This is a genomic window from Acidovorax soli, from assembly GCF_900107605.1.
GTDB classification, from domain to species: domain Bacteria; phylum Pseudomonadota; class Gammaproteobacteria; order Burkholderiales; family Burkholderiaceae_C; genus Acidovorax; species Acidovorax soli.
Window position 1 is genome coordinate 110,073 of record NZ_FNQJ01000001.1, and the last position, 16,552, is coordinate 126,624.

Sequence of the window (16,552 nt, forward strand, 5' to 3'; positions counted from 1 at the left end):
ACCTGTAATTCACTCACTTTATTGAAAAGTCGTGCAACGTATTGATCTTGCGCGACTTTTTTCAATTCTGTACACTGCCCACACTTATTACCGTTTGGAGCATTCTGATGCACCATCGCCGCCCCACTGCAGTGAATCGTCTCTTCCAGATTTTTGGCCTGTTTGTTGTCAGCGTTGCGCTGCTATCGCCCTCCGCCCAGGCGAGCGAACGGAAGAAACCCGTCGCCAAGAAGCACCAAGCCCAGACCGTCAGCGCCAAGCGTGCCGCAGCGCCGCGCAAGGCTGCCAGCGCGGGCAAGGCGGTGCGTGCCACGGCGCGCACTGCAAAGGCCCCCGTGCGGGTTGTCTATGAGCCGGCCAAGCCGACTTTTGGTCAGATGGCTGGACTTCACCAAGTTGCCGATCCCCTCGATCTCAAGTCCAGTGTGGCATTCGTGATTGATCAGGACACGAACGAGGTTCTGGTCAGCAAGAACGACCATGCGGTGCTTCCCATCGCATCGCTGACCAAGTTGATGACAGGCCTTCTCATCACCCAGGCCGGCTTGCCCATGGACGAGCCCCTGACCATTACCCAGGATGATGTGGATATGGAAAAGGGGAGCCGTTCGCGCCTGAGCGTAGGCACCACCTTGACCCGTGGCGAGATGCTGCATCTGGCGCTGATGTCCAGTGAAAACCGCGCTGCGCACGCACTGGGCCGGACCTATCCGGGCGGACTCGATGCTTTTGTGGCACTGATGAACAGCAAAGCGCGTTCGATTGGCATGATCGACACGAAGTATGTCGAGCCCACCGGTCTGTCTAGCCGCAACCAGTCGAGTGCCCGCGATCTGGCCCGGCTGGTGAACGTGGCCCACGGGGATCCGGTCATGCGGGAGTTTTCCACCTCTCCCGGTTATGAGGTCGCAGTGGGGCAAAGGACACTGCAGTACAACAATACCAATGGACTGGTGAAGAATCCGGAATGGACGATCGGGTTGCAGAAGACGGGGTATATCTCGGAAGCTGGCCGGTGCCTGGTGATGCAGACCCACATCGCTGGGCGCAAGCTCATCATGGTTTTTCTTGACTCGGCAGGCAAGTTCAGCCGGCTGGGAGATGCGCAGCGGGTGCGCCATTGGGTGGAATCCTTGCCCACGCTGGGCGCCAAACTGCAGGCCACCCGCGCGGGCTGACCTGCCCCCTTATTGCGCAAACCTTCTGCTGCTGCTTCAGGATTCGCGGTTCGTGCGGGTTGTGTCCTGGGTGGAGAGGTAGCCCAGAGCCAGGGAGATCTCATGGGCGGTGGCCTGAAGCTTGGGCAGCCAGCCTTCATCAAGGCGATCGGCCGGGGCCGATATGGACAGGCCGGCCACCAGCTTGCCCTGATCGTCAAAGACGCCTGCCGCCATGCAGCGCACACCAAGTTCCAGCTCTTCATTGTCACGGGCGATGCCGTATTGGCGTGCCTTGGCCAGTTCTCGTTCAAGTGTCTGAAGCTGGGTGATGCTGTTGCGTGTGTGCCCCGCCAGTCCGGTGCGCGTGGCATATGCGCGCACGCGTTGCGGATCGTCGAGCGCCAGAAACAGCTTGCCAGTGGATGTGAGGTGCAGCGGTGCCCGCCCGCCGATGGCGCGCACCACCTGCATGCCAGATCGCTCGCTATAGGCGCGCTCGACATAAACAATTTCATCGCCCTGGCGCATGCTGAGATTCACCGGCTGTTGAATGAGCTTGTGCAGATTGCGCATCGGGCCAAGTGCCGCGTCGCGCACACTCAGGCGTGCCTTGACGAGATTGCCCAGCTCCAGCAGTCTCATGCCCAGCCGGTAACTGCCTGACTCGGGCCGGTCAACGAACCGGCCAATCGTCAGGTCGTTCAGGATGCGATGGGTCGTCGAAGGATGCAGGCCTGTCTTTTCGCTGATTTCCTTGAGCGAAATTGCTTCTTCGCGTGATGCCAGTACATCCATCAGCGTGAACATGCGTTCCAGCACCTGAACGCTGGGCTTCACGGGGATGCCTGGATCTCTTTTCTTCATGGGGTGGAATATGGGGGAGAGTTTGTAATTTTATCTTGTGAAATTTGATGTGTGCCGTGGGGCACCACCTGCATGCTGATCGGTCGGGCGCATCCACTGGTCGGCCTCCAGAATCTCGTGGGGAATGAACCGGGCTTTGTAGTTCATCTTGGCACTCTGCTGGATCCAGTAGCCCAGGTAGACATGGGGCAAGCCCAGGGAGCGAGCCTGCTCAATCTGCCACATCACGTTGTAGGTGCCGTAGCTGCAATGTGGTTCCGGCGCATAAAAGGTGTACACGGCCGAGAGACCGTCTTCCAGGATATCAAGGATGGACACCATCTTCAGCGGACCTGCCTCGCCCGATGCATCGACTTCGCGAAACTCCACGAGGCGGGTGTTCACCTGGCTTTGCAGCAGAAACTGCGTGTATTGGTCAACGCTGTCGTGGTCCATGCCTCCGCCGGGATGGCGGGCATTCTGATACCGCCGATACAGGTGGTAGTGCTCAGGAACGAAACAAAGCCTCAGCACCCGTGCCTGCAGGTGCCCATGGCGTGCCGCAGCTCTGCGCTGGCTGCGATCGGGCTTGAAATCGTGGGCCTTGATGCGCAGGGGTACGCACGCCTGGCAGCCGTCGCAATAAGGGCGATACGTGAACATGCCGCTGCGCCTGAACCCCTGGGCCACCAAGTTCGAATAGACATCGCCTTGAATCAGATGGCTGGGGGTGGCGACTTGGGAGCGCGCCTGCCGGTCGGGCAGATAACTGCACTGGTAGGGTGCCGTTGCGTAAAACTGCAGCGTTTGCAGCGGTAGGTCGTTGAGTTGCGTCATGCCGTGGGTACCGCCGATTACAGCAGCGCATTCCAGTATACGGGCTCAAAGTGCCATGCCATCGGGGGCTGGGTGGTCTGCTTCTGCACGTGTTGCATGAATTCAGCGCGTGGCATTTCGCGTGCGCCCAGGGATGCCAGATGCGCGGTGTTTTGTTGGCAGTCAATCAGTTCAATGCCGTTGCGCAGACACATGCAAACCAGTGCCGCCAGTGCGATCTTGGAGGCATCGGTAGCGTGGGAAAACATGGATTCGCCAAAGATGGCGCCGCCGATCGCCACACAATATAGGCCCCCTGCCAACTTTCCATCCACCCACGTCTCGACGCTGTGGGCCGTTCCATGCGCATGCAGCGCTTCGTAGGCAACCACCATCTCGGGGACGATCCAGGTGCCGTTCTGACCATCCCGTGGTGTGCTGGAACATGCCCGGATGACCTGGCCAAAGGCCGAGTCGATGCGGATTTCACAGGCTGCGCTGGCGCGAAATCTCTGCAGGGTTTTTCGCAAGGACCGATGCAGCCGGAAATCGGCCACCTTCAGAACCATGCGGGGGTCAGGCGCCCACCAGAGAATGGGCTGGCCTATGCCGAACCAGGGAAAGGTGCCCTGAGCATAGGCAGCGTGCAAATGGGCCACATCAAGGGCTCCTCCCGCTGCCAGCAGGCCCGGAGCGGGGCTGGTCTTTCCCCAGGCGGTGGAGGGGTCGGGCAGAAGGTCCTCTGGCTCCAGCCAGGGCAGTTGAGGGGGCATGTTGCGAGGCTTCAGGGCGGCGTTCGATTGTGTGGCAAAGGACCCGTCATGTGTGATGTGATGGCTGCACATGCATTTTCGCCACCCGCACGGCGCTCAATCGGGGAGGGCATCGGAATGGCCAAATCAGTTGCAGCTGGCGTAGGCACGCAAGAGGGGTGGAGATATCGCGCGCGAGCCGTACCGTCTTTTGCTAGTGCGGTACTGCAAAGCAAAAAGGCCACCCAGAAGGGTAGCCTTTGGCTGCCAGTATTGGCTCCTCGACCTGGGCTCGAACCAGGGACCTACGGATTAACAGTCCGGCGCTCTACCGACTGAGCTATCGAGGAATGATCGGTATGTAAAAGGCCCCGCGTTCACATGCGGGGCCTGCAAATTCTTGGCTCCTCGACCTGGGCTCGAACCAGGGACCTACGGATTAACAGTCCGGCGCTCTACCGACTGAGCTATCGAGGAACAAGACTTAAATTATATACATAAAAATGTGCATTTCTGCGTGAATGCCGTGCATCAGGCAGAATTCCGAGCAGGCTCAGGTCTGCGCCACAGCCATGCCAGTACGCAGGCCATGCAAATGCTTGCCAGTGCCACGGCCCAGAGGGGCGCTTGGGTGAACGACAGGATGATGCTGCTCAGCCCCATCATCAAGGTGGCGCTCCACTTGGCTCGGCGGCTCACGCAGCCGCCGTTGGCCCAGTTGCGCAACATGGGGCCAAACAGGCGATGGTGCCAAAGCCATCGATACAGTGCTGGCGAACAGCGGGCTGCGGCCCAGGCGGCCATGAGGATGAAAACGGTGGTTGGCAGCCCAGGCACAAATACCCCTACCAGACCCAGAATCAGACACAGGACCGCAAAAACCTTCAGCAGCCAGCGCAACGGTAGCGGTAGCTCCGTGGGCGTCCGGGTGTCGGGAGGATCGTCGGTGGGTGAGGCCATTGAATGCAATTGTGCATGGGGGCAATGGCCTTGCGCGCGCGTTATGCTCAACCAACCCATCATGCACGCCTTGAACTGCTGCTGTCATGACCATTCATACCATCTTGAAAATGGGCGATCCACGCTTGTTGCGCATCGCTCAGCCTGTCCTTGAATTTGATACCGATGCGCTGCATCTGTTGGTGCGCGATATGTTCGAAACCATGCGATCCGTCAACGGTGCGGGTTTGGCCGCCCCTCAGATCGGTGTGGATCTGCAGGTCGTGATTTTTGGCTCTGCCAACCCCAATCCCCGTTACCCTGATCGGCCGCTGGTGCCGCCCACGGTGCTTGTCAATCCGGTGATCGACCCGGTGGGCGATGCGGAAGATGAAGACTGGGAGGGGTGCCTGTCGGTGCCAGGATTGCGTGGCAAGGTGCCGCGCTGGTCGCGCATTCGCTATAGCGGGTTTGACCCCTATGGCGACCCGATCAACCGGACGGTAGAAGGGTTTCATGCCCGCGTAGTGCAGCACGAATGCGATCACCTGGTGGGCAAGTTGTATCCCATGCGGGTGCGTGATTTTGCGCAGTTTGGATATACCGAGGTGCTGTTTCCGGAGATGGGCGCGGAGCAGGATGAATAGGTGCCGGAAGGTGGGGCGTTGTTTGCGGTTCATGACGGTTTCACCTCACTGCTGACCATCCTGATGGGGCTGGCCTTGCAGGTTGATGCCCTGCCTGACGGCGATGGATCGTGTGCTGTCGCACATTCGTTCGCACGTTGTCACATTTGTTGCGCTGCTAAAGGCTTTGTCCTACAGGTTCGGGGTTTTGGGGCACTTATTCTCTTGATGTGAAAAATTCACATCCACGTGCGCTGTTCTGGCAGCGCGCTAACCCGAGAGGTCCAACATGAAATTGCTCCAAAATCTGAAATTCGCTGCGGGTGCCGTCCTGCTTGCCGGCTTGGCTGCCTGCGGGGGCGGTGGCGGTGACAACACCGCCGGTAGCGGCACGCTGCGCCTGGCGTTGACCGATGCACCTAGCTGTGGCTATGACACCGTGAACGTGACGGTCTCGAAAATTCGTGTTCACCAGAGCAGCAGCGCCGGTGATGCTGATGCCGGCTGGTCCGAGATCGTGCTGAACCCCGCCCGTCGGGTGGATCTGCTCAGTCTCACCAATGGCGTGCTGATGGAACTGGGGCAGATTCCCCTGCCTGCGGGCAAGTACACCCAGATGCGCCTGGTGCTGGCTGACAACAGCACCACCCAACCGCTGGCCAATTCGGTGATGCCCACCGGGGGCACTGAAGTGGCGCTCAAGACCCCCAGCGGCCAGCAGTCGGGTGTCAAGACCAACATCAATATCGATATCGCCGCGAACAAGATGGCCGATTTCGTGCTGGACTTCGATGCCTGCAAGTCGGTGGTTCGGGCCGGCGGTTCGGGCCAGTACCTGCTCAAGCCGGTGGTGACGGTCATTCCGCGCTATGTGTCGGGTGTGCAGGGGTATGTCGACCCGGCACTGGGCGCTGGCACTACGCGGGTGTCGCTGCAACTCCCCAACGGCACCATCGTGAAGGCGACCGTGCCTGACAGCACCGGCAAGTTCCTGCTGCAACCGGTGGCCCCGGGCAACTACACCCTGGTCATGGCGGCTTCCGGCCGTACCTCCGCCGTGGTGACGGGTGTGCCTGTGGTGGCGGAAACCGTGACCCCGGTGGCCAGTGCGGCATCGCCCATCGCCCTGGCTGCATCGGCCAGCGCCAGCGCAACCGGTACTGCACCGGCGGATACCCTGGTGCGCGCCCTGCAGTCGCTGACAGGTATCGCCGTGGAAATCGACGGGCAGTATGTGGACAGCGTCACAGGCCCAGGCTCCTATGCTTTCTCGCTGCCGGTCAATGCACCGCTCGTTGCCGCTTATGCCGCAGCGCCCACACCGTTGGCATTTACGGCCAACACGCAGGCGGCCGCCCGGTATACCCTGCGCGCCAGCCTGCCTGGCTTTGCCGACAAGGACGTCGTGCTGCCCGCACTCGCCGCCGGAAGCAGTGTCGCCACCAACTTCACCTTCCCGTGAGGGGCAGGGCGCCTGGGGCATAAGGCATTTCACGCCGAAATGAAACCTGGCGCCTGCCAGTCAAGCGTTGTTGGCTATTGAGCTGCTAGCAATGCAATCATTGGGGCCGCCGTGTGCGGCCCCTTTTCGTTGAGGGGGCTGCGCGGTAACCTGCGCTGGCAAGTCTTCGACAGTTCCGAGCGGGAGACGCAGGATGAGGCCACTGGCAGGAGAGTGTTGTCGGGGGGGCTTTCTCGATGTCCGGAGACTTTCCGTAAGAGTCGTCTTGCATCGAACGCAAAAATAAAAACCCCGCTACCTTTTCGATAGCGGGGTTTTTTACTGACTTGGTGCCGGAGAGATGAATCGAACACCCGACCTTCTCATTACGAATGAGGTGATTTGCATATTCGCCCCTGTTGATTGTTGCTGATAGAATCAATACAAATCAACGGCTTAGAAGAGAAAAACTGGACAAGTGAACAGTTTGAGCGTTGATTGGAATTCGGCAATTTCTACCAAATTTGCCTACAGATTGCCTACAGATTCCAAAGGGGCGCCATGAGCAAGCCACAAAACCGCGTGAGGCTTACCGCTGGCCGGGTTGACGCTTTCACCTGCCCGGCTGGTAAATCCCAGGCTTTCCTGTGGGACACCGATACCCCCGCCCTGGCGCTGCGCGTGACGCCCACGGGCCGCAAAACCTATGTGTTTGAGTCCCGACTGCATGGGGACACCATCCGCATGAGCATTGGCACCGCAACCGATTGGCCGATTGAAAAGGCCCGAGGTGAGGCGCAGCGCCTAAAGGTGCTGGTGGACAGTGGACAAGACCCCCGAGAGCTTGAGCGCCAGCAACAGGCGCAGAAGGCCGCAGCGAAGGCCGCAGCAACAGCCAAAGCACTGACCGTGGGCGAGGTGTGGCCGCTGTACCTGGAGGGCGGCAAGCCCAAGCGTAAGGACGCATGGAAGCCCCGTTACCGTGCCGACCTTGAGGCGATGGCCGCCCCAGGTGGCGAGAAGAAGAAGCGAGGGCAGGGCACGACAAGGCCGGGGCCGCTGTATCCGCTGCTGGCGCTGCCCCTGGCCGGGGTGAATGAGGATGTGCTGAAAAGCTGGTACGACCGCGAAGCAGTGGCAGGTAAGCACCAAGCCGCCCGCGCCCTGATGATGTTTCGTGGTTTCCTTCGCTGGTGCGCTGCCCGCCCTGAGTATCGGAGCCTGACAGACCGCGATGCAGGCAAGGCCGCCGCCATTGTGGAGAGCTTGCCCGGCAATACCCGCCGTACCGACGCCCTAGAAGCTGCCCAGGTGCCCGGCTGGTGGGCTGGTGTGGAGCAACTGAGCAACCGCACCGCAAGCGCCTATCTGCGCGCCTTGCTGCTGACTGGTGCCCGCCGTGAAGAACTGGCAGCCCTGACATGGGCAAACGTAGATTTTCAGTGGCGCAAACTGACAATTGCCGACAAGGTGGAAACAACGCGAACCATTCCCCTGAGCCCCTACATGGCGCAAATGCTGTCGATGCTGCCCAGGATGGGACCGTATGTGTTCGCCAGCACGGGTAAGGCAGGGCGAATTACAGACACCCGCGCCAGCCATGCCAAGGCGCTGCAAAGCGCTGCAATCGAGGGCCTGACTATCCACGGGCTGCGCCGCTCCTTTTCGCTGCTTGGAGAGGCTGCCGGGGCTCCTGCTGGGGCCATCGCGCAAGTGATGGGGCACAAGCCAAGTGCCACAGCCGAGGGGTACAGGCCGCGCAGTATCGACGCCCTGCGCCCGTTTGTGGAGCAAATAGAAGCGCACATCCTGGCCCTTGCCGGGGTGAAATTCGACGCCCAGGCCGAACCGGGAAAGCTGCGAGTGGTGAGCGTTACATGAAAAACGCAACTACAAATAATCCTTGAACTTCAAATAAACGTAGCTACAATAAACTATGAATGTGACGTTCGACCCGGCCAAAGATGCCGCCAATCTGGCAAAGCATGGCGTCTCACTGACCGAGGTAGCGGGCTTTGAATGGGGCACCGCCGTAGTGTGGCCGGACACGCGCCGGGACTATGGCGAGGCCCGCATGGTGGCGCTGGGGTACATCGGGCTGCGCATCATGGCTGTGGTGTTTGTTGACCGCCCAGCCGATAAGCCGACCGAGCGCCGCGTTATCAGTTTGAGAAAGGCCAACAGCCGAGAGGTGAAACGCTATGCCGAAACTTAAAGTCGGAACCATTCTGCCTACTGCTGCCGAGGATGCAGCCATCACTGCCGCCGCAATGGCTGACCCCGATGCCCGGCCATTCACTGATGCTGACTGGGCGCAGGTTAAGCCGTTGGTGCGCCGTGGCCGACCGCTGGGCAGCGGCACCAAAGCCCAAGTCACACTACGCCTGGACGTGGACGTGTTGGAGAAGTTCAAGGCATCGGGCGATGGCTGGCAAACCCGCATCAATGAAGCCCTGAAAAGCTGGGTGCAGACCCACGCCTGACAGTTTCGCCCCAGCTAGGCAGGGCCGCAATCCTGCCGAAAGGCCAGTTCCTCCCGCTGGCCTGCTGGGGCTCCTGCTTGGGGAGCAGCATTCGGGAGGATGCTTTGCACGTCATCACAGAAATCAACGGCAGGGGTGCCCTACCTGTCAGAGCCATTCCACTACTGACAGATTGGCGAGGGCTAACCCCTGACGGGCTGGCGCAAATTCTTGCCGGGGACTCAGACTATTGGCCTTCTTTTGATGACTTGAAAGCCTACCGCCTGCACTCCGATGGCAGCATAGAAGCAATACCGCCGCGTTGGTGGCGAAGCTGGGTTGTGGACATACTTCAAGCCATCAGTCACACCATCAAGGCCAATCAAACCAGCCACGAAACGGGCAGGCAGCAATGGCGGTGCGCGTCGCTGGCGCAGTTGCCTGCTTGTGTGTTTGTATGGCGCGACGAGTTCGAGACCGCCCACGCCATGGAGTACGGGCCTGAAGGCGCGCGCGCCCGTGGTAACCCCGAAGGTTTCGACCCAAGCGTTCATATCCTGAATTTCAATCCGCATCCAGACCCTGCCATTGCGACGCAGGGAATGGTTCTGGAGGGGTTCAACCGTGCCGCAGACGGTAGGCCGTTTGACTTCCCACTGACGCCAGTGGATGCAAATAGGTGGCAGCGGCTCGGAGAACTGACGATAGAGGAGGCAGCCTTTGTCGTTGCGGGTTTTGAGCCCCCGCCCCTCAAAGTCATTCGATATCAGCCTATCCAGTACCAAGAGCGTCCCGGCAAAACATGGGCACGCCCTGATGAATACGCTGATTTTGTTCGGGCCGCCACATCTGCCATAGAGCGCGGGATTGTTTCGGCGCGCAGCAAAATTCAGGACATGTACACGGTACAGCTTGTCAAACTTTTCGATGTTCTTGAATGGGCCGAGGCAACAGGGTTTACCGTTAGGCTGAAGTTGGACAGGCCACGACCAGTCCGGGAAATACCGGAGCAGTCGGTGGAAACCAATACCGCAGCAGAACCAGCGCAACCCCAGGCAGCAGCGCCTGCGCCCGTCGTGGCAGCCAGCGCCAGCAATGCGCCCGTGGTGCCGTTCAAAAAATCCGCGCTGGTAGCCGCGCACGTTCACGAATGGCCCACCATCGAACGTGATATTTCAGACGCGAAGGCGAACGGGCTTGCCACTGCCGCTAAGGCAGGCACACGGGGATGGAGGGAAGCTGACGCACTGACTTGGGCACGGGCAAAGGGCAAGCTGATAAGCGCTGCAAAAACCCCAGATTCACTGACGCAAGCAATGCACAACTTGGGCAAACTTCCACGCCAAAAACACACGATGCAAGGTTGATTTTCGGGAGATTCTCCGAAACTTCTCCGGACTTTCTCCGGGCCTTCTCCGCAGTTTTTCCGCTGCGCTGATATGCAAAGAATTGGGTTCCATACATCGCCATTCGGTGGTGTTTGGAGCACCCAATGCAAGCAACCAATCACAGCGCACACACCCGCCGCGCTGAATCTGAGCCCCAGCACTTCCCCCCGCTGGAACTGGTCAACCGCCCCACGGTGCCGACCGAACAGGCAGCCCATTACCTGCTGCGCCGCCCTCAAACCTTGCGGGGCTGGGCCTGCGCTGAAACCTTCCCAGACGGCCTGCGCCCCGTGCGTGTCAATGGCCGTTTGTGCTGGCCTGTAGCTGGCATCAAAGCCGCGCTGGGGGTGGCAGCATGAGCGCCGCAATCAATCGCCTGCTGCTGGCGCTGTGGTGCGCTACCCCGTCCCGCTGGTTGAACAAGGGGGCTCGCAAATGAAAACGCCCGAGCCTTCCAAAGAAAACCCGAGCGCCCCGAACACGCGCATTTTTACATACCCAAAGCGCCGGGCGAGCGCATGTGCTGAAGTGCTGGCCCGCCTGCTCTCCGGTGAAGTGCTGACCGCCGCTGACACCCTGAGCGGTGCCGCCACGATGCGCGCTGCTGCGCACGTCCATTACCTGGCGGAACGCTACAACTGGCCTATAGAAGCCGACGAGCGCGCAGTGGGTTGCACTGATGGCCGTGTAGCCACCGTGTCCGCCTACAAGCTGCCCGCCGATTGCATCCATGCTGCTCGTGCTGCTGGTGCTCGCGGCTGGATTGCCGAGGTCAAGGCCGCACGCGCCGCATTGCGGGCAAGAGCCCCTGACGCCTACCGCCGTGCCACAGCGATGAACAAGGCCCACAAGCGCCCCACGCCCCACCCGGGGCAAAAGGGATTGTTTGATGAGGGCTTTTGACGTGGCCGGGGACATTGCCTACTTTGCGGCAAAGACCATCGGCATGAGCAAGGTCAACGGGCGCAAGCCCTGCGACCTACTGACCGCCGCCCGTCACAACCTGCGCGAGATTCAGGCCGAGATGGGCAGCATAGGCAGGATTAACCCAGGCCGCAGCGCAACCAATGTTGTCCTGGCTGGGCCTGCCGATGCCGCCCAGGTGCAGGCCACGGCAATGTCCCTGATGGCCGCTGCCGGGCTCAGTCCTGCCGCCATGCGCCGTGACCACGTTCAGGCACTGGAGTTTGTTTTCAGCCTGCCGCCATCGTCCGGGGTGGATGCGGACGCCTACTTCGCCCGCTGTCTTTCGTGGCTGATGGGGGCTCTGCCGCTGCCGGTGCTGTCGGCCGTGAGCCATGCCGATGAAGTTGCGCCGCACCTTCACGTTCTGCTGCTACCACTGGCTGAAGGCATATATGCCGGAGGCAAGCCCGTGGAACGTCCCAAGCTGCTGCAACTGCGGGAGAGCTTTTTCAACGCGATTGCTGGACCCGCTGGGTTGCAGCGCGAATCGGCCAAGTTGCGCGGGGAGGCCAAACGCTGGGCTTTAGCTGCCGTCCTGGCCCACTGTGAAGCAACTGGGCTCCCCGCTGCCAATGGCCCGCTTTGGCCGGTCCTGGTGGCAGCCATCGAGCGCGACCCGACCGCCGCAGTTCGCGCGCTTGGAATTGAGTTGAGCGCCAAGAAAGACCGCCAAACCCAGGCCGAGCCAAACCCTATAGGGATTGAAGGGGACACGATGAGCAGCACAGCAAACCCTATAGGGATTGAAAAACAGGTTGAAAAAATCCAATCCCTATCCTGTGTAGGGATTGCCTCAGAAACCACCCTAAAAACCGCCTCCGCCGCCCGCCCAAGCAGAGCCCCAACGGTGCCCGAACCGACCCAAGGCGACCGTCCGGGCGCTGGCTCTGATGGCGTCGGGAAGCGCAAGGTCATCGAGACCCTGGATGAGCTGTGGCAGCGGGTAGGCATCCGTGCCATGGCCCAGCCCAGGGTTGGCAGCGCCGGTGCTCTGCTGGCTGACCAGGCAACCGCACAACGCCGCGACCGCGTAAGCGTGGCGAGGGCCGCCCAGGATGCCGCCATCACCCGGCACGCCCGCACCTCCGCGCCTGTAACGGCCTACCCAGACGACAGCCGCATGGTCGACCGCTCCGAAGCCCAAGACCTGAACGCCTGGAACGACTGAACCAGGGGACACCACCATGACCAACAAACTGACCCACCACCACCTGAGCGCTGAACTGGTCAACGACCAACACGGCACGGCCATCATGCTCACCCAGCAGGACGGAATTGAAGAACCGCAATCTGTGCTGGTGCACCCCTGGCAGCTTCTGGCAGTCTGTGAGCAGTTCGGAATCATCGCCAGCGACCAGCAGGCCGCAAAGACCATCACCGCTTTGCAACGCCGTATGGTGGGCCTGCGCGACCGCATCGACAACCTGGCCGACTGGATGGCAAAGCACAGTGACCACCGGCACGCCGACCTGAGCTATGAAATGACCAAGCTCCAAGCACTGCAAGACCTGGCGGGCGAGTGGTGCGCAGATTTTGAGGAAGGGTTGCCTGAAGGCTCCAATGTGCAGCAACCAGCACCCACCGAGGGCGGGTACTGAGTGCCCACCCTAAAGCAATACGGAGCTTCGGCCATCGCCCGGCAGTGGTGAGGTTTTGAATAGGGTGGACGACAAGGTTTCGTCAAGGGCCTAGTTTCGTGCGCAAGGGGCATGGGAGGCCGCAGGAAGGTCGGCGCCACGCCTGCCAACGTCCGCCAAGCCGGAAGCATTGCAGGGGCTCCAGTGCGTGGCTACGACAGAACCTCAGAAAACCTCATATTGCCGAGCGTTTGAACCAGACAAAACCATACATGTCACCTTGTTGGCAAAAGTTAACATGCGCGCGAATGGTACGGTCGTCAGTGACGACCACACCAAAGTTGTCTGATGCCATGTAACGCAAGTGCAAAAAAATACAACAATTGCGGATGCCCTGAGTTTTCAGAACAGTACGCACGCGCGCGCGAGGCAGGCGACTTGCTAAGGGACCATTACGCACGCGCGCGAGGCTGGTATCCAATCTGGTATCAATGCACTCCGCACTCAGTGCGGAGTGGTTACCAGGCCGGTTACCACTGAAACGTGCAATGCTTGCGGGTGCTGCGTTACAGTGCCTATGACGCTTAGTTTTCCTTAGCTTTTATGCCAGTCGAACCAACCAGCGAAGGCCTTAGTCCTGAGCCCGCAGAGGCAGTGATTCACTGGAATTACGGCCCTGCGAGTCGCAAGCCGCAAGTCCCATCAGGCGACACACGATACGACCCTGATTGGTACAAGCGGGACTCGAAACGCGGGACTGGCCTGTGGGCGCGACTGGTCACCGGTCGGCGCAGCCCCAGTTTGGCCGGGGCGATGCAGGCCATGCTATGCGACAGCGCCAAACCCGGCGCGTAGCCAGTCGGAAAGCTCGCGGTGGTGGAGAACTTGGCCTGCTGCCAGCCAGAACGTGCCCGATGACCTTTTGACGGCCACAAAGGGACCGTCCGATGTGTCAGCAAACCCAATGCACAGGCCGTGGTGGGAAGGGAGTGGTTTCTGTGCCCACCGGATTTCTTCCGGCGCAGGGACAAACTTTTCTGGCTTTGCTGTGGATGGGGTATCGACCCAAACATAGGCGCGAGCAGTACGGACGTAAGGCATATTTTCTCCTTGAGACGTAGAAAAGCACAGCACGACTGGTGCTGTGCAACGGTTCATCTCAAGAAGGGTTGGCTTACAACATGGCGCGAATTCTACAGGCACGAATTGCACTCACCGACTGGCGGCCATGCTACAGTCCGCCCAAGCCGAGAGGCCCGGTGCGTTCAAACACCACATCCGAAGCGGTAGCGGCCCCCACCGATAAGCGGGGTTTTGTCATGCCTGAATTTCCGGGGCTGGTGCGCATGCACGGCTCTGACATGGTTTCGGGCGGGATGGGCCTACCCGCAAGGATGGCCGCACGGCTTCGGACGTGTTTGAAACATCCCGCCCACCTGATGCGCGTTCAAACGCAAACGGTGGATTTCCTTGCCACTCCCGAAGGAGCCAAGACCATGACCGCAATCACGGCGCGTAAACCTGCGCCCACCCCGTCCACTCCGGACACCATCCCCACTACGAACCTGACCGCCGTTCTCGCAGCCTTCAATGCGGCAAACCTTGCCAGCAGCTACATAGAGCGCGGCAACTTCGCCGCAGCCCGCCGCAAGCTGGTGCAGGCCCTGGCATCTATCGGCCAACTGCAAGCGGAGGGCTGACCATGAGCATCCACCACCACACCGCCTACCCCCAGGGCGAAGCTGCCGCATTGCGTGAAGTCCTGCGCCTGGCATTGGCCGCGCTGGAGAAGGCCATTGATGACGGCTGCGCCATCGAGGCGCACGACCGGATGACCATTGACGGCAACACTTGGACCATCGGTGGCATCTGCGCCCTGGCCCATGACGCCCTGACCGGCAAGGAGGGGTAAGCCATGGCGTACTTCATCCCCTCAGATACCCCACTCAACCCGACCGAGGCCAGAGCCCACGCAGCCCCCGCCGCTGGGCCACGGACGCCCGCCAACCACCTCAAAGATGGAGTAACCAAGCCCATTCGCTTGCTGGCGCTGGGCACAGGGGAATACGGAAAGACCGCGCTGCTGGAGTTTCCCGGCGGCTGGCAACGCACGATTGACCTTCCTACCGAGGCGGACGCCTGGCATCCACTTTTCTCGGAACTGTCCCAAGAGGACTGCGCAAAATTGCGCAGCCACGCGGCCCCACCCGTCATCCGCCGCCCTGACGGCACCCGCACACGCCGGGGGGCTCTATCCTTTATCACCAAAGATATCCACCGAGGGAGGTGGGTGAAGAGGGTTAACAGCTTTGATGTTCCTGCCGAGAATGGCTGCGCAGGGAGCGTCACAGGCTACCGCTGCGCCGCCGAGCTACTGGATGCCCTGGCCCGCGACTACGGGCCGTGCATCGACAAGCGAGACATCATCAAGGCGGCATTACAGGCTTGCAATGAGCCATACGGCAAGCCATCCCGGCGCAATGCAGGCCTAGCTTTTATGGACATAGTTGAGGAAGCCCTTAACTTCATGGCGAAGCATGCCAAGCACAGGGAATACATGGCCGCCAAGATTGCCCAGGCCGAGCATGTGCAGGCATACATGGCGGACCATGACGCCAGAGAGAAAGCCGCATTTGTGGAACGCATGAAGGCAGCCAAAGCAGCCAAGCGCAGCAAGGCCCAGCGCTCGGACGCCTGAGCCATGGCAAACGGACGCAACAAGCTGCGCCGGGGCGATGCAGGCCGGGATGCTGGCGGGTTTGTGGCGCTGCCGTGGGTGGTGCTGGACAGTCCCGCCTACGCCCAGCTATCCATGCACGCCCGCGCCCTGCTGCTGGAGGTGGCCCGGCAGTTCACGCGTGACAACAACGGCTGGCTGCTGCTGTCACGGGGCTACATGGCAGGCAGGGGCTGGAATTCGGTCGATATGCTGACCAAGGCCAAGCGCGAGTTGCTGGATGCCGGGTTCATCTTTGAGACGGTGAAGGGCCAACGCCCGAACAAGGCCGCCCGGTATGCCGTGACATGGCGGGCGCTGGACCGGCATCCGGGCTACGACATCGGCGCCACCGAGGCATTCCAGCGCGGTGCGTATCGCATGCACAACGCTGTGAAAATTGACCCACCTGTACCGCCACACGGTACAGAGAAAAACGCATCCCTTGTACCGCCCCACGGTCCAATAGAGCGCCCCATTGCACCGTCCCACGGTACAGAGAGGGCGCCCACTGTACCGCCCCACGGTACTATCCGGGCGCATTTTGGTGCTTCCCCTGTACCGCCACACGGACACCTATCTAGAGAGCCATCTAAGGTGAGCGCAGCGAAGGATGTTCAGGGTGTTGCAGGGGTGCAGAAGGTGCGAGCGAATATCGGGCGGGCTGACAGCCGCCAGAAACGCGAGGCAGCACCACGACCGACCAGCCCTATGCGAAGGTTGAGGCAACAGGTACGCGATGAAGCGGTACGCGGCATGGTGCGCACGGAATCGACCGCGCAACTGGAACTGATGCTGAGGTAATGGGGTAGGCATTCCTGCGCCCTCATTGCCCAGCCCTGCATTGCAGGCGATGAGCCGTTCCC

Annotated in this window: 19 protein-coding genes and 2 tRNA genes; 15 read left to right on the plus strand and 6 right to left on the minus strand. The window is 60.8% G+C overall.

Features of this window, described 5'->3' with window-relative positions:
• Nucleotides 1-107 precede the first annotated feature (107 nt).
• Nucleotides 108-1,178 (plus strand): serine hydrolase, encoded by a 1,071-nt coding sequence (locus BLW02_RS00520; protein ID WP_092696543.1) that lies wholly within the window; start codon nucleotides 108-110, stop codon nucleotides 1,176-1,178.
• A 36-nt stretch (nucleotides 1,179-1,214) separates the two neighbouring features.
• Here the strand turns inward: BLW02_RS00520 and BLW02_RS00525 are convergent, their stop codons facing one another.
• The 6 genes from BLW02_RS00525 to BLW02_RS00550 form a co-directional block, all read right to left on the minus strand.
• Nucleotides 1,215-2,024 (minus strand): IclR family transcriptional regulator, encoded by an 810-nt coding sequence (locus tag BLW02_RS00525; protein WP_092696544.1) that lies wholly within the window; start codon nucleotides 2,022-2,024, stop codon nucleotides 1,215-1,217.
• A gap of 30 nt (nucleotides 2,025-2,054) precedes the next feature.
• Nucleotides 2,055-2,840: an arginyltransferase gene (locus tag BLW02_RS00530; RefSeq protein ID WP_092696545.1), complete on the minus strand. Its 786-nt coding sequence runs from the start codon at nucleotides 2,838-2,840 to the stop codon at nucleotides 2,055-2,057.
• A gap of 17 nt (nucleotides 2,841-2,857) precedes the next feature.
• Nucleotides 2,858-3,592, minus strand: coding sequence for a leucyl/phenylalanyl-tRNA--protein transferase (gene aat, locus BLW02_RS00535; protein ID WP_092696726.1), 735 nt, complete (start codon nucleotides 3,590-3,592; stop codon nucleotides 2,858-2,860).
• Nucleotides 3,593-3,845: 253 nt separating this feature from the next.
• Nucleotides 3,846-3,921 (minus strand) — tRNA-Asn (locus tag BLW02_RS00540).
• Between the two features lie 51 nt (nucleotides 3,922-3,972).
• Nucleotides 3,973-4,048: transfer RNA gene (locus tag BLW02_RS00545), tRNA-Asn, on the minus strand.
• Nucleotides 4,049-4,102: 54 nt separating this feature from the next.
• On the minus strand, nucleotides 4,103-4,531 hold the full coding sequence (locus tag BLW02_RS00550; RefSeq protein WP_092696546.1) for a YbaN family protein: 429 nt from the start codon (nucleotides 4,529-4,531) through the stop codon (nucleotides 4,103-4,105).
• A gap of 86 nt (nucleotides 4,532-4,617) precedes the next feature.
• On the opposite strand from BLW02_RS00550, the gene def reads away from it, so the two are divergent.
• The 14 genes from def (at nucleotide 4,618) to BLW02_RS20075 (ending at nucleotide 16,490) form a co-directional block, all read left to right on the plus strand.
• Nucleotides 4,618-5,157: a peptide deformylase gene (def, locus tag BLW02_RS00555; protein WP_092696547.1), complete on the plus strand. Its 540-nt coding sequence runs from the start codon at nucleotides 4,618-4,620 to the stop codon at nucleotides 5,155-5,157.
• A 268-nt stretch (nucleotides 5,158-5,425) separates the two neighbouring features.
• Nucleotides 5,426-6,598, plus strand: coding sequence for a DUF4382 domain-containing protein (locus BLW02_RS00560; protein WP_092696548.1), 1,173 nt, complete (start codon nucleotides 5,426-5,428; stop codon nucleotides 6,596-6,598).
• Between the two features lie 540 nt (nucleotides 6,599-7,138).
• Nucleotides 7,139-8,458 carry a tyrosine-type recombinase/integrase gene (locus BLW02_RS00565; protein ID WP_092696549.1) on the plus strand — a complete coding sequence of 440 codons (1,320 nt, stop codon included), beginning with the start codon at nucleotides 7,139-7,141 and terminating at the stop codon, nucleotides 8,456-8,458.
• 55 nt (nucleotides 8,459-8,513) lie between these two features.
• On the plus strand, nucleotides 8,514-8,792 hold the full coding sequence (locus BLW02_RS00570) for a BrnT family toxin (protein WP_092696550.1): 279 nt from the start codon (nucleotides 8,514-8,516) through the stop codon (nucleotides 8,790-8,792).
• On the plus strand, nucleotides 8,779-9,060 hold the full coding sequence (locus tag BLW02_RS00575) for a BrnA antitoxin family protein (RefSeq protein WP_092696551.1): 282 nt from the start codon (nucleotides 8,779-8,781) through the stop codon (nucleotides 9,058-9,060). The genes BLW02_RS00570 and BLW02_RS00575 overlap by 14 nt, the downstream gene beginning before the upstream one ends.
• Before the next feature lie 104 nt (nucleotides 9,061-9,164).
• Nucleotides 9,165-10,406 (plus strand): hypothetical protein, encoded by a 1,242-nt coding sequence (locus BLW02_RS19540; RefSeq protein ID WP_139285311.1) that lies wholly within the window; start codon nucleotides 9,165-9,167, stop codon nucleotides 10,404-10,406.
• 125 nt (nucleotides 10,407-10,531) lie between these two features.
• Nucleotides 10,532-10,786: a hypothetical protein gene (locus tag BLW02_RS00580; RefSeq protein ID WP_092696552.1), complete on the plus strand. Its 255-nt coding sequence runs from the start codon at nucleotides 10,532-10,534 to the stop codon at nucleotides 10,784-10,786.
• Between the two features lie 169 nt (nucleotides 10,787-10,955).
• Nucleotides 10,956-11,330, plus strand: a complete 375-nt coding sequence (locus BLW02_RS00585) for a hypothetical protein (protein ID WP_092696553.1) — start codon at nucleotides 10,956-10,958, stop codon at nucleotides 11,328-11,330.
• Nucleotides 11,317-12,561: a plasmid recombination protein gene (locus BLW02_RS00590; RefSeq protein ID WP_092696554.1), complete on the plus strand. Its 1,245-nt coding sequence runs from the start codon at nucleotides 11,317-11,319 to the stop codon at nucleotides 12,559-12,561. Before BLW02_RS00585 ends, BLW02_RS00590 begins: the two co-directional genes overlap by 14 nt.
• 16 nt (nucleotides 12,562-12,577) lie before the next feature.
• Complete coding sequence (locus tag BLW02_RS00595; protein ID WP_092696555.1) at nucleotides 12,578-12,991, plus strand: hypothetical protein; 414 nt, start codon at nucleotides 12,578-12,580, stop codon at nucleotides 12,989-12,991.
• A 1,298-nt stretch (nucleotides 12,992-14,289) separates the two neighbouring features.
• Nucleotides 14,290-14,670 carry a hypothetical protein gene (locus tag BLW02_RS00600; RefSeq protein WP_208859668.1) on the plus strand — a complete coding sequence of 127 codons (381 nt, stop codon included), beginning with the start codon at nucleotides 14,290-14,292 and terminating at the stop codon, nucleotides 14,668-14,670.
• A 2-nt stretch (nucleotides 14,671-14,672) separates the two neighbouring features.
• Nucleotides 14,673-14,882 (plus strand): hypothetical protein, encoded by a 210-nt coding sequence (locus tag BLW02_RS00605; protein WP_092696556.1) that lies wholly within the window; start codon nucleotides 14,673-14,675, stop codon nucleotides 14,880-14,882.
• A 3-nt stretch (nucleotides 14,883-14,885) separates the two neighbouring features.
• Entirely contained in the window at nucleotides 14,886-15,668 is a 783-nt protein-coding gene (locus tag BLW02_RS00610) for a hypothetical protein (protein WP_092696557.1), read from the plus strand.
• Nucleotides 15,669-15,671: 3 nt separating this feature from the next.
• The gene (locus BLW02_RS20075) at nucleotides 15,672-16,490 is read left to right on the plus strand and encodes a hypothetical protein (protein WP_208859669.1); all 819 of its coding nucleotides are present in this window, start codon (nucleotides 15,672-15,674) and stop codon (nucleotides 16,488-16,490) included.
• Nucleotides 16,491-16,552 lie beyond the last annotated feature (62 nt).

Excerpts from the sequence above, each read along its gene's own strand:
- BLW02_RS00520 (WP_092696543.1), top strand. The coding sequence starts at position 108 with ATGCACCATCGCCGCCCCACTGCAGTGAATCGTCTCTTCCAGATTTTT.
- BLW02_RS00525 (WP_092696544.1), bottom strand. The coding sequence starts at position 2,024 with ATGAAGAAAAGAGATCCAGGCATCCCCGTGAAGCCCAGCGTTCAGGTG.
- BLW02_RS00530 (WP_092696545.1), bottom strand. The coding sequence starts at position 2,840 with ATGACGCAACTCAACGACCTACCGCTGCAAACGCTGCAGTTTTACGCA.
- aat (WP_092696726.1), bottom strand. The coding sequence starts at position 3,592 with ATGCCCCCTCAACTGCCCTGGCTGGAGCCAGAGGACCTTCTGCCCGAC.
- BLW02_RS00550 (WP_092696546.1), bottom strand. The coding sequence starts at position 4,531 with ATGGCCTCACCCACCGACGATCCTCCCGACACCCGGACGCCCACGGAG.
- def (WP_092696547.1), top strand. The coding sequence starts at position 4,618 with ATGACCATTCATACCATCTTGAAAATGGGCGATCCACGCTTGTTGCGC.
- BLW02_RS00560 (WP_092696548.1), top strand. The coding sequence starts at position 5,426 with ATGAAATTGCTCCAAAATCTGAAATTCGCTGCGGGTGCCGTCCTGCTT.
- BLW02_RS00565 (WP_092696549.1), top strand. The coding sequence starts at position 7,139 with ATGAGCAAGCCACAAAACCGCGTGAGGCTTACCGCTGGCCGGGTTGAC.
- BLW02_RS00570 (WP_092696550.1), top strand. The coding sequence starts at position 8,514 with ATGAATGTGACGTTCGACCCGGCCAAAGATGCCGCCAATCTGGCAAAG.
- BLW02_RS00575 (WP_092696551.1), top strand. The coding sequence starts at position 8,779 with ATGCCGAAACTTAAAGTCGGAACCATTCTGCCTACTGCTGCCGAGGAT.
- BLW02_RS00580 (WP_092696552.1), top strand. The coding sequence starts at position 10,532 with ATGCAAGCAACCAATCACAGCGCACACACCCGCCGCGCTGAATCTGAG.
- BLW02_RS00590 (WP_092696554.1), top strand. The coding sequence starts at position 11,317 with ATGAGGGCTTTTGACGTGGCCGGGGACATTGCCTACTTTGCGGCAAAG.
- BLW02_RS00595 (WP_092696555.1), top strand. The coding sequence starts at position 12,578 with ATGACCAACAAACTGACCCACCACCACCTGAGCGCTGAACTGGTCAAC.
- BLW02_RS00600 (WP_208859668.1), top strand. The coding sequence starts at position 14,290 with ATGCCTGAATTTCCGGGGCTGGTGCGCATGCACGGCTCTGACATGGTT.
- BLW02_RS00605 (WP_092696556.1), top strand. The coding sequence starts at position 14,673 with ATGAGCATCCACCACCACACCGCCTACCCCCAGGGCGAAGCTGCCGCA.
- BLW02_RS00610 (WP_092696557.1), top strand. The coding sequence starts at position 14,886 with ATGGCGTACTTCATCCCCTCAGATACCCCACTCAACCCGACCGAGGCC.
- BLW02_RS20075 (WP_208859669.1), top strand. The coding sequence starts at position 15,672 with ATGGCAAACGGACGCAACAAGCTGCGCCGGGGCGATGCAGGCCGGGAT.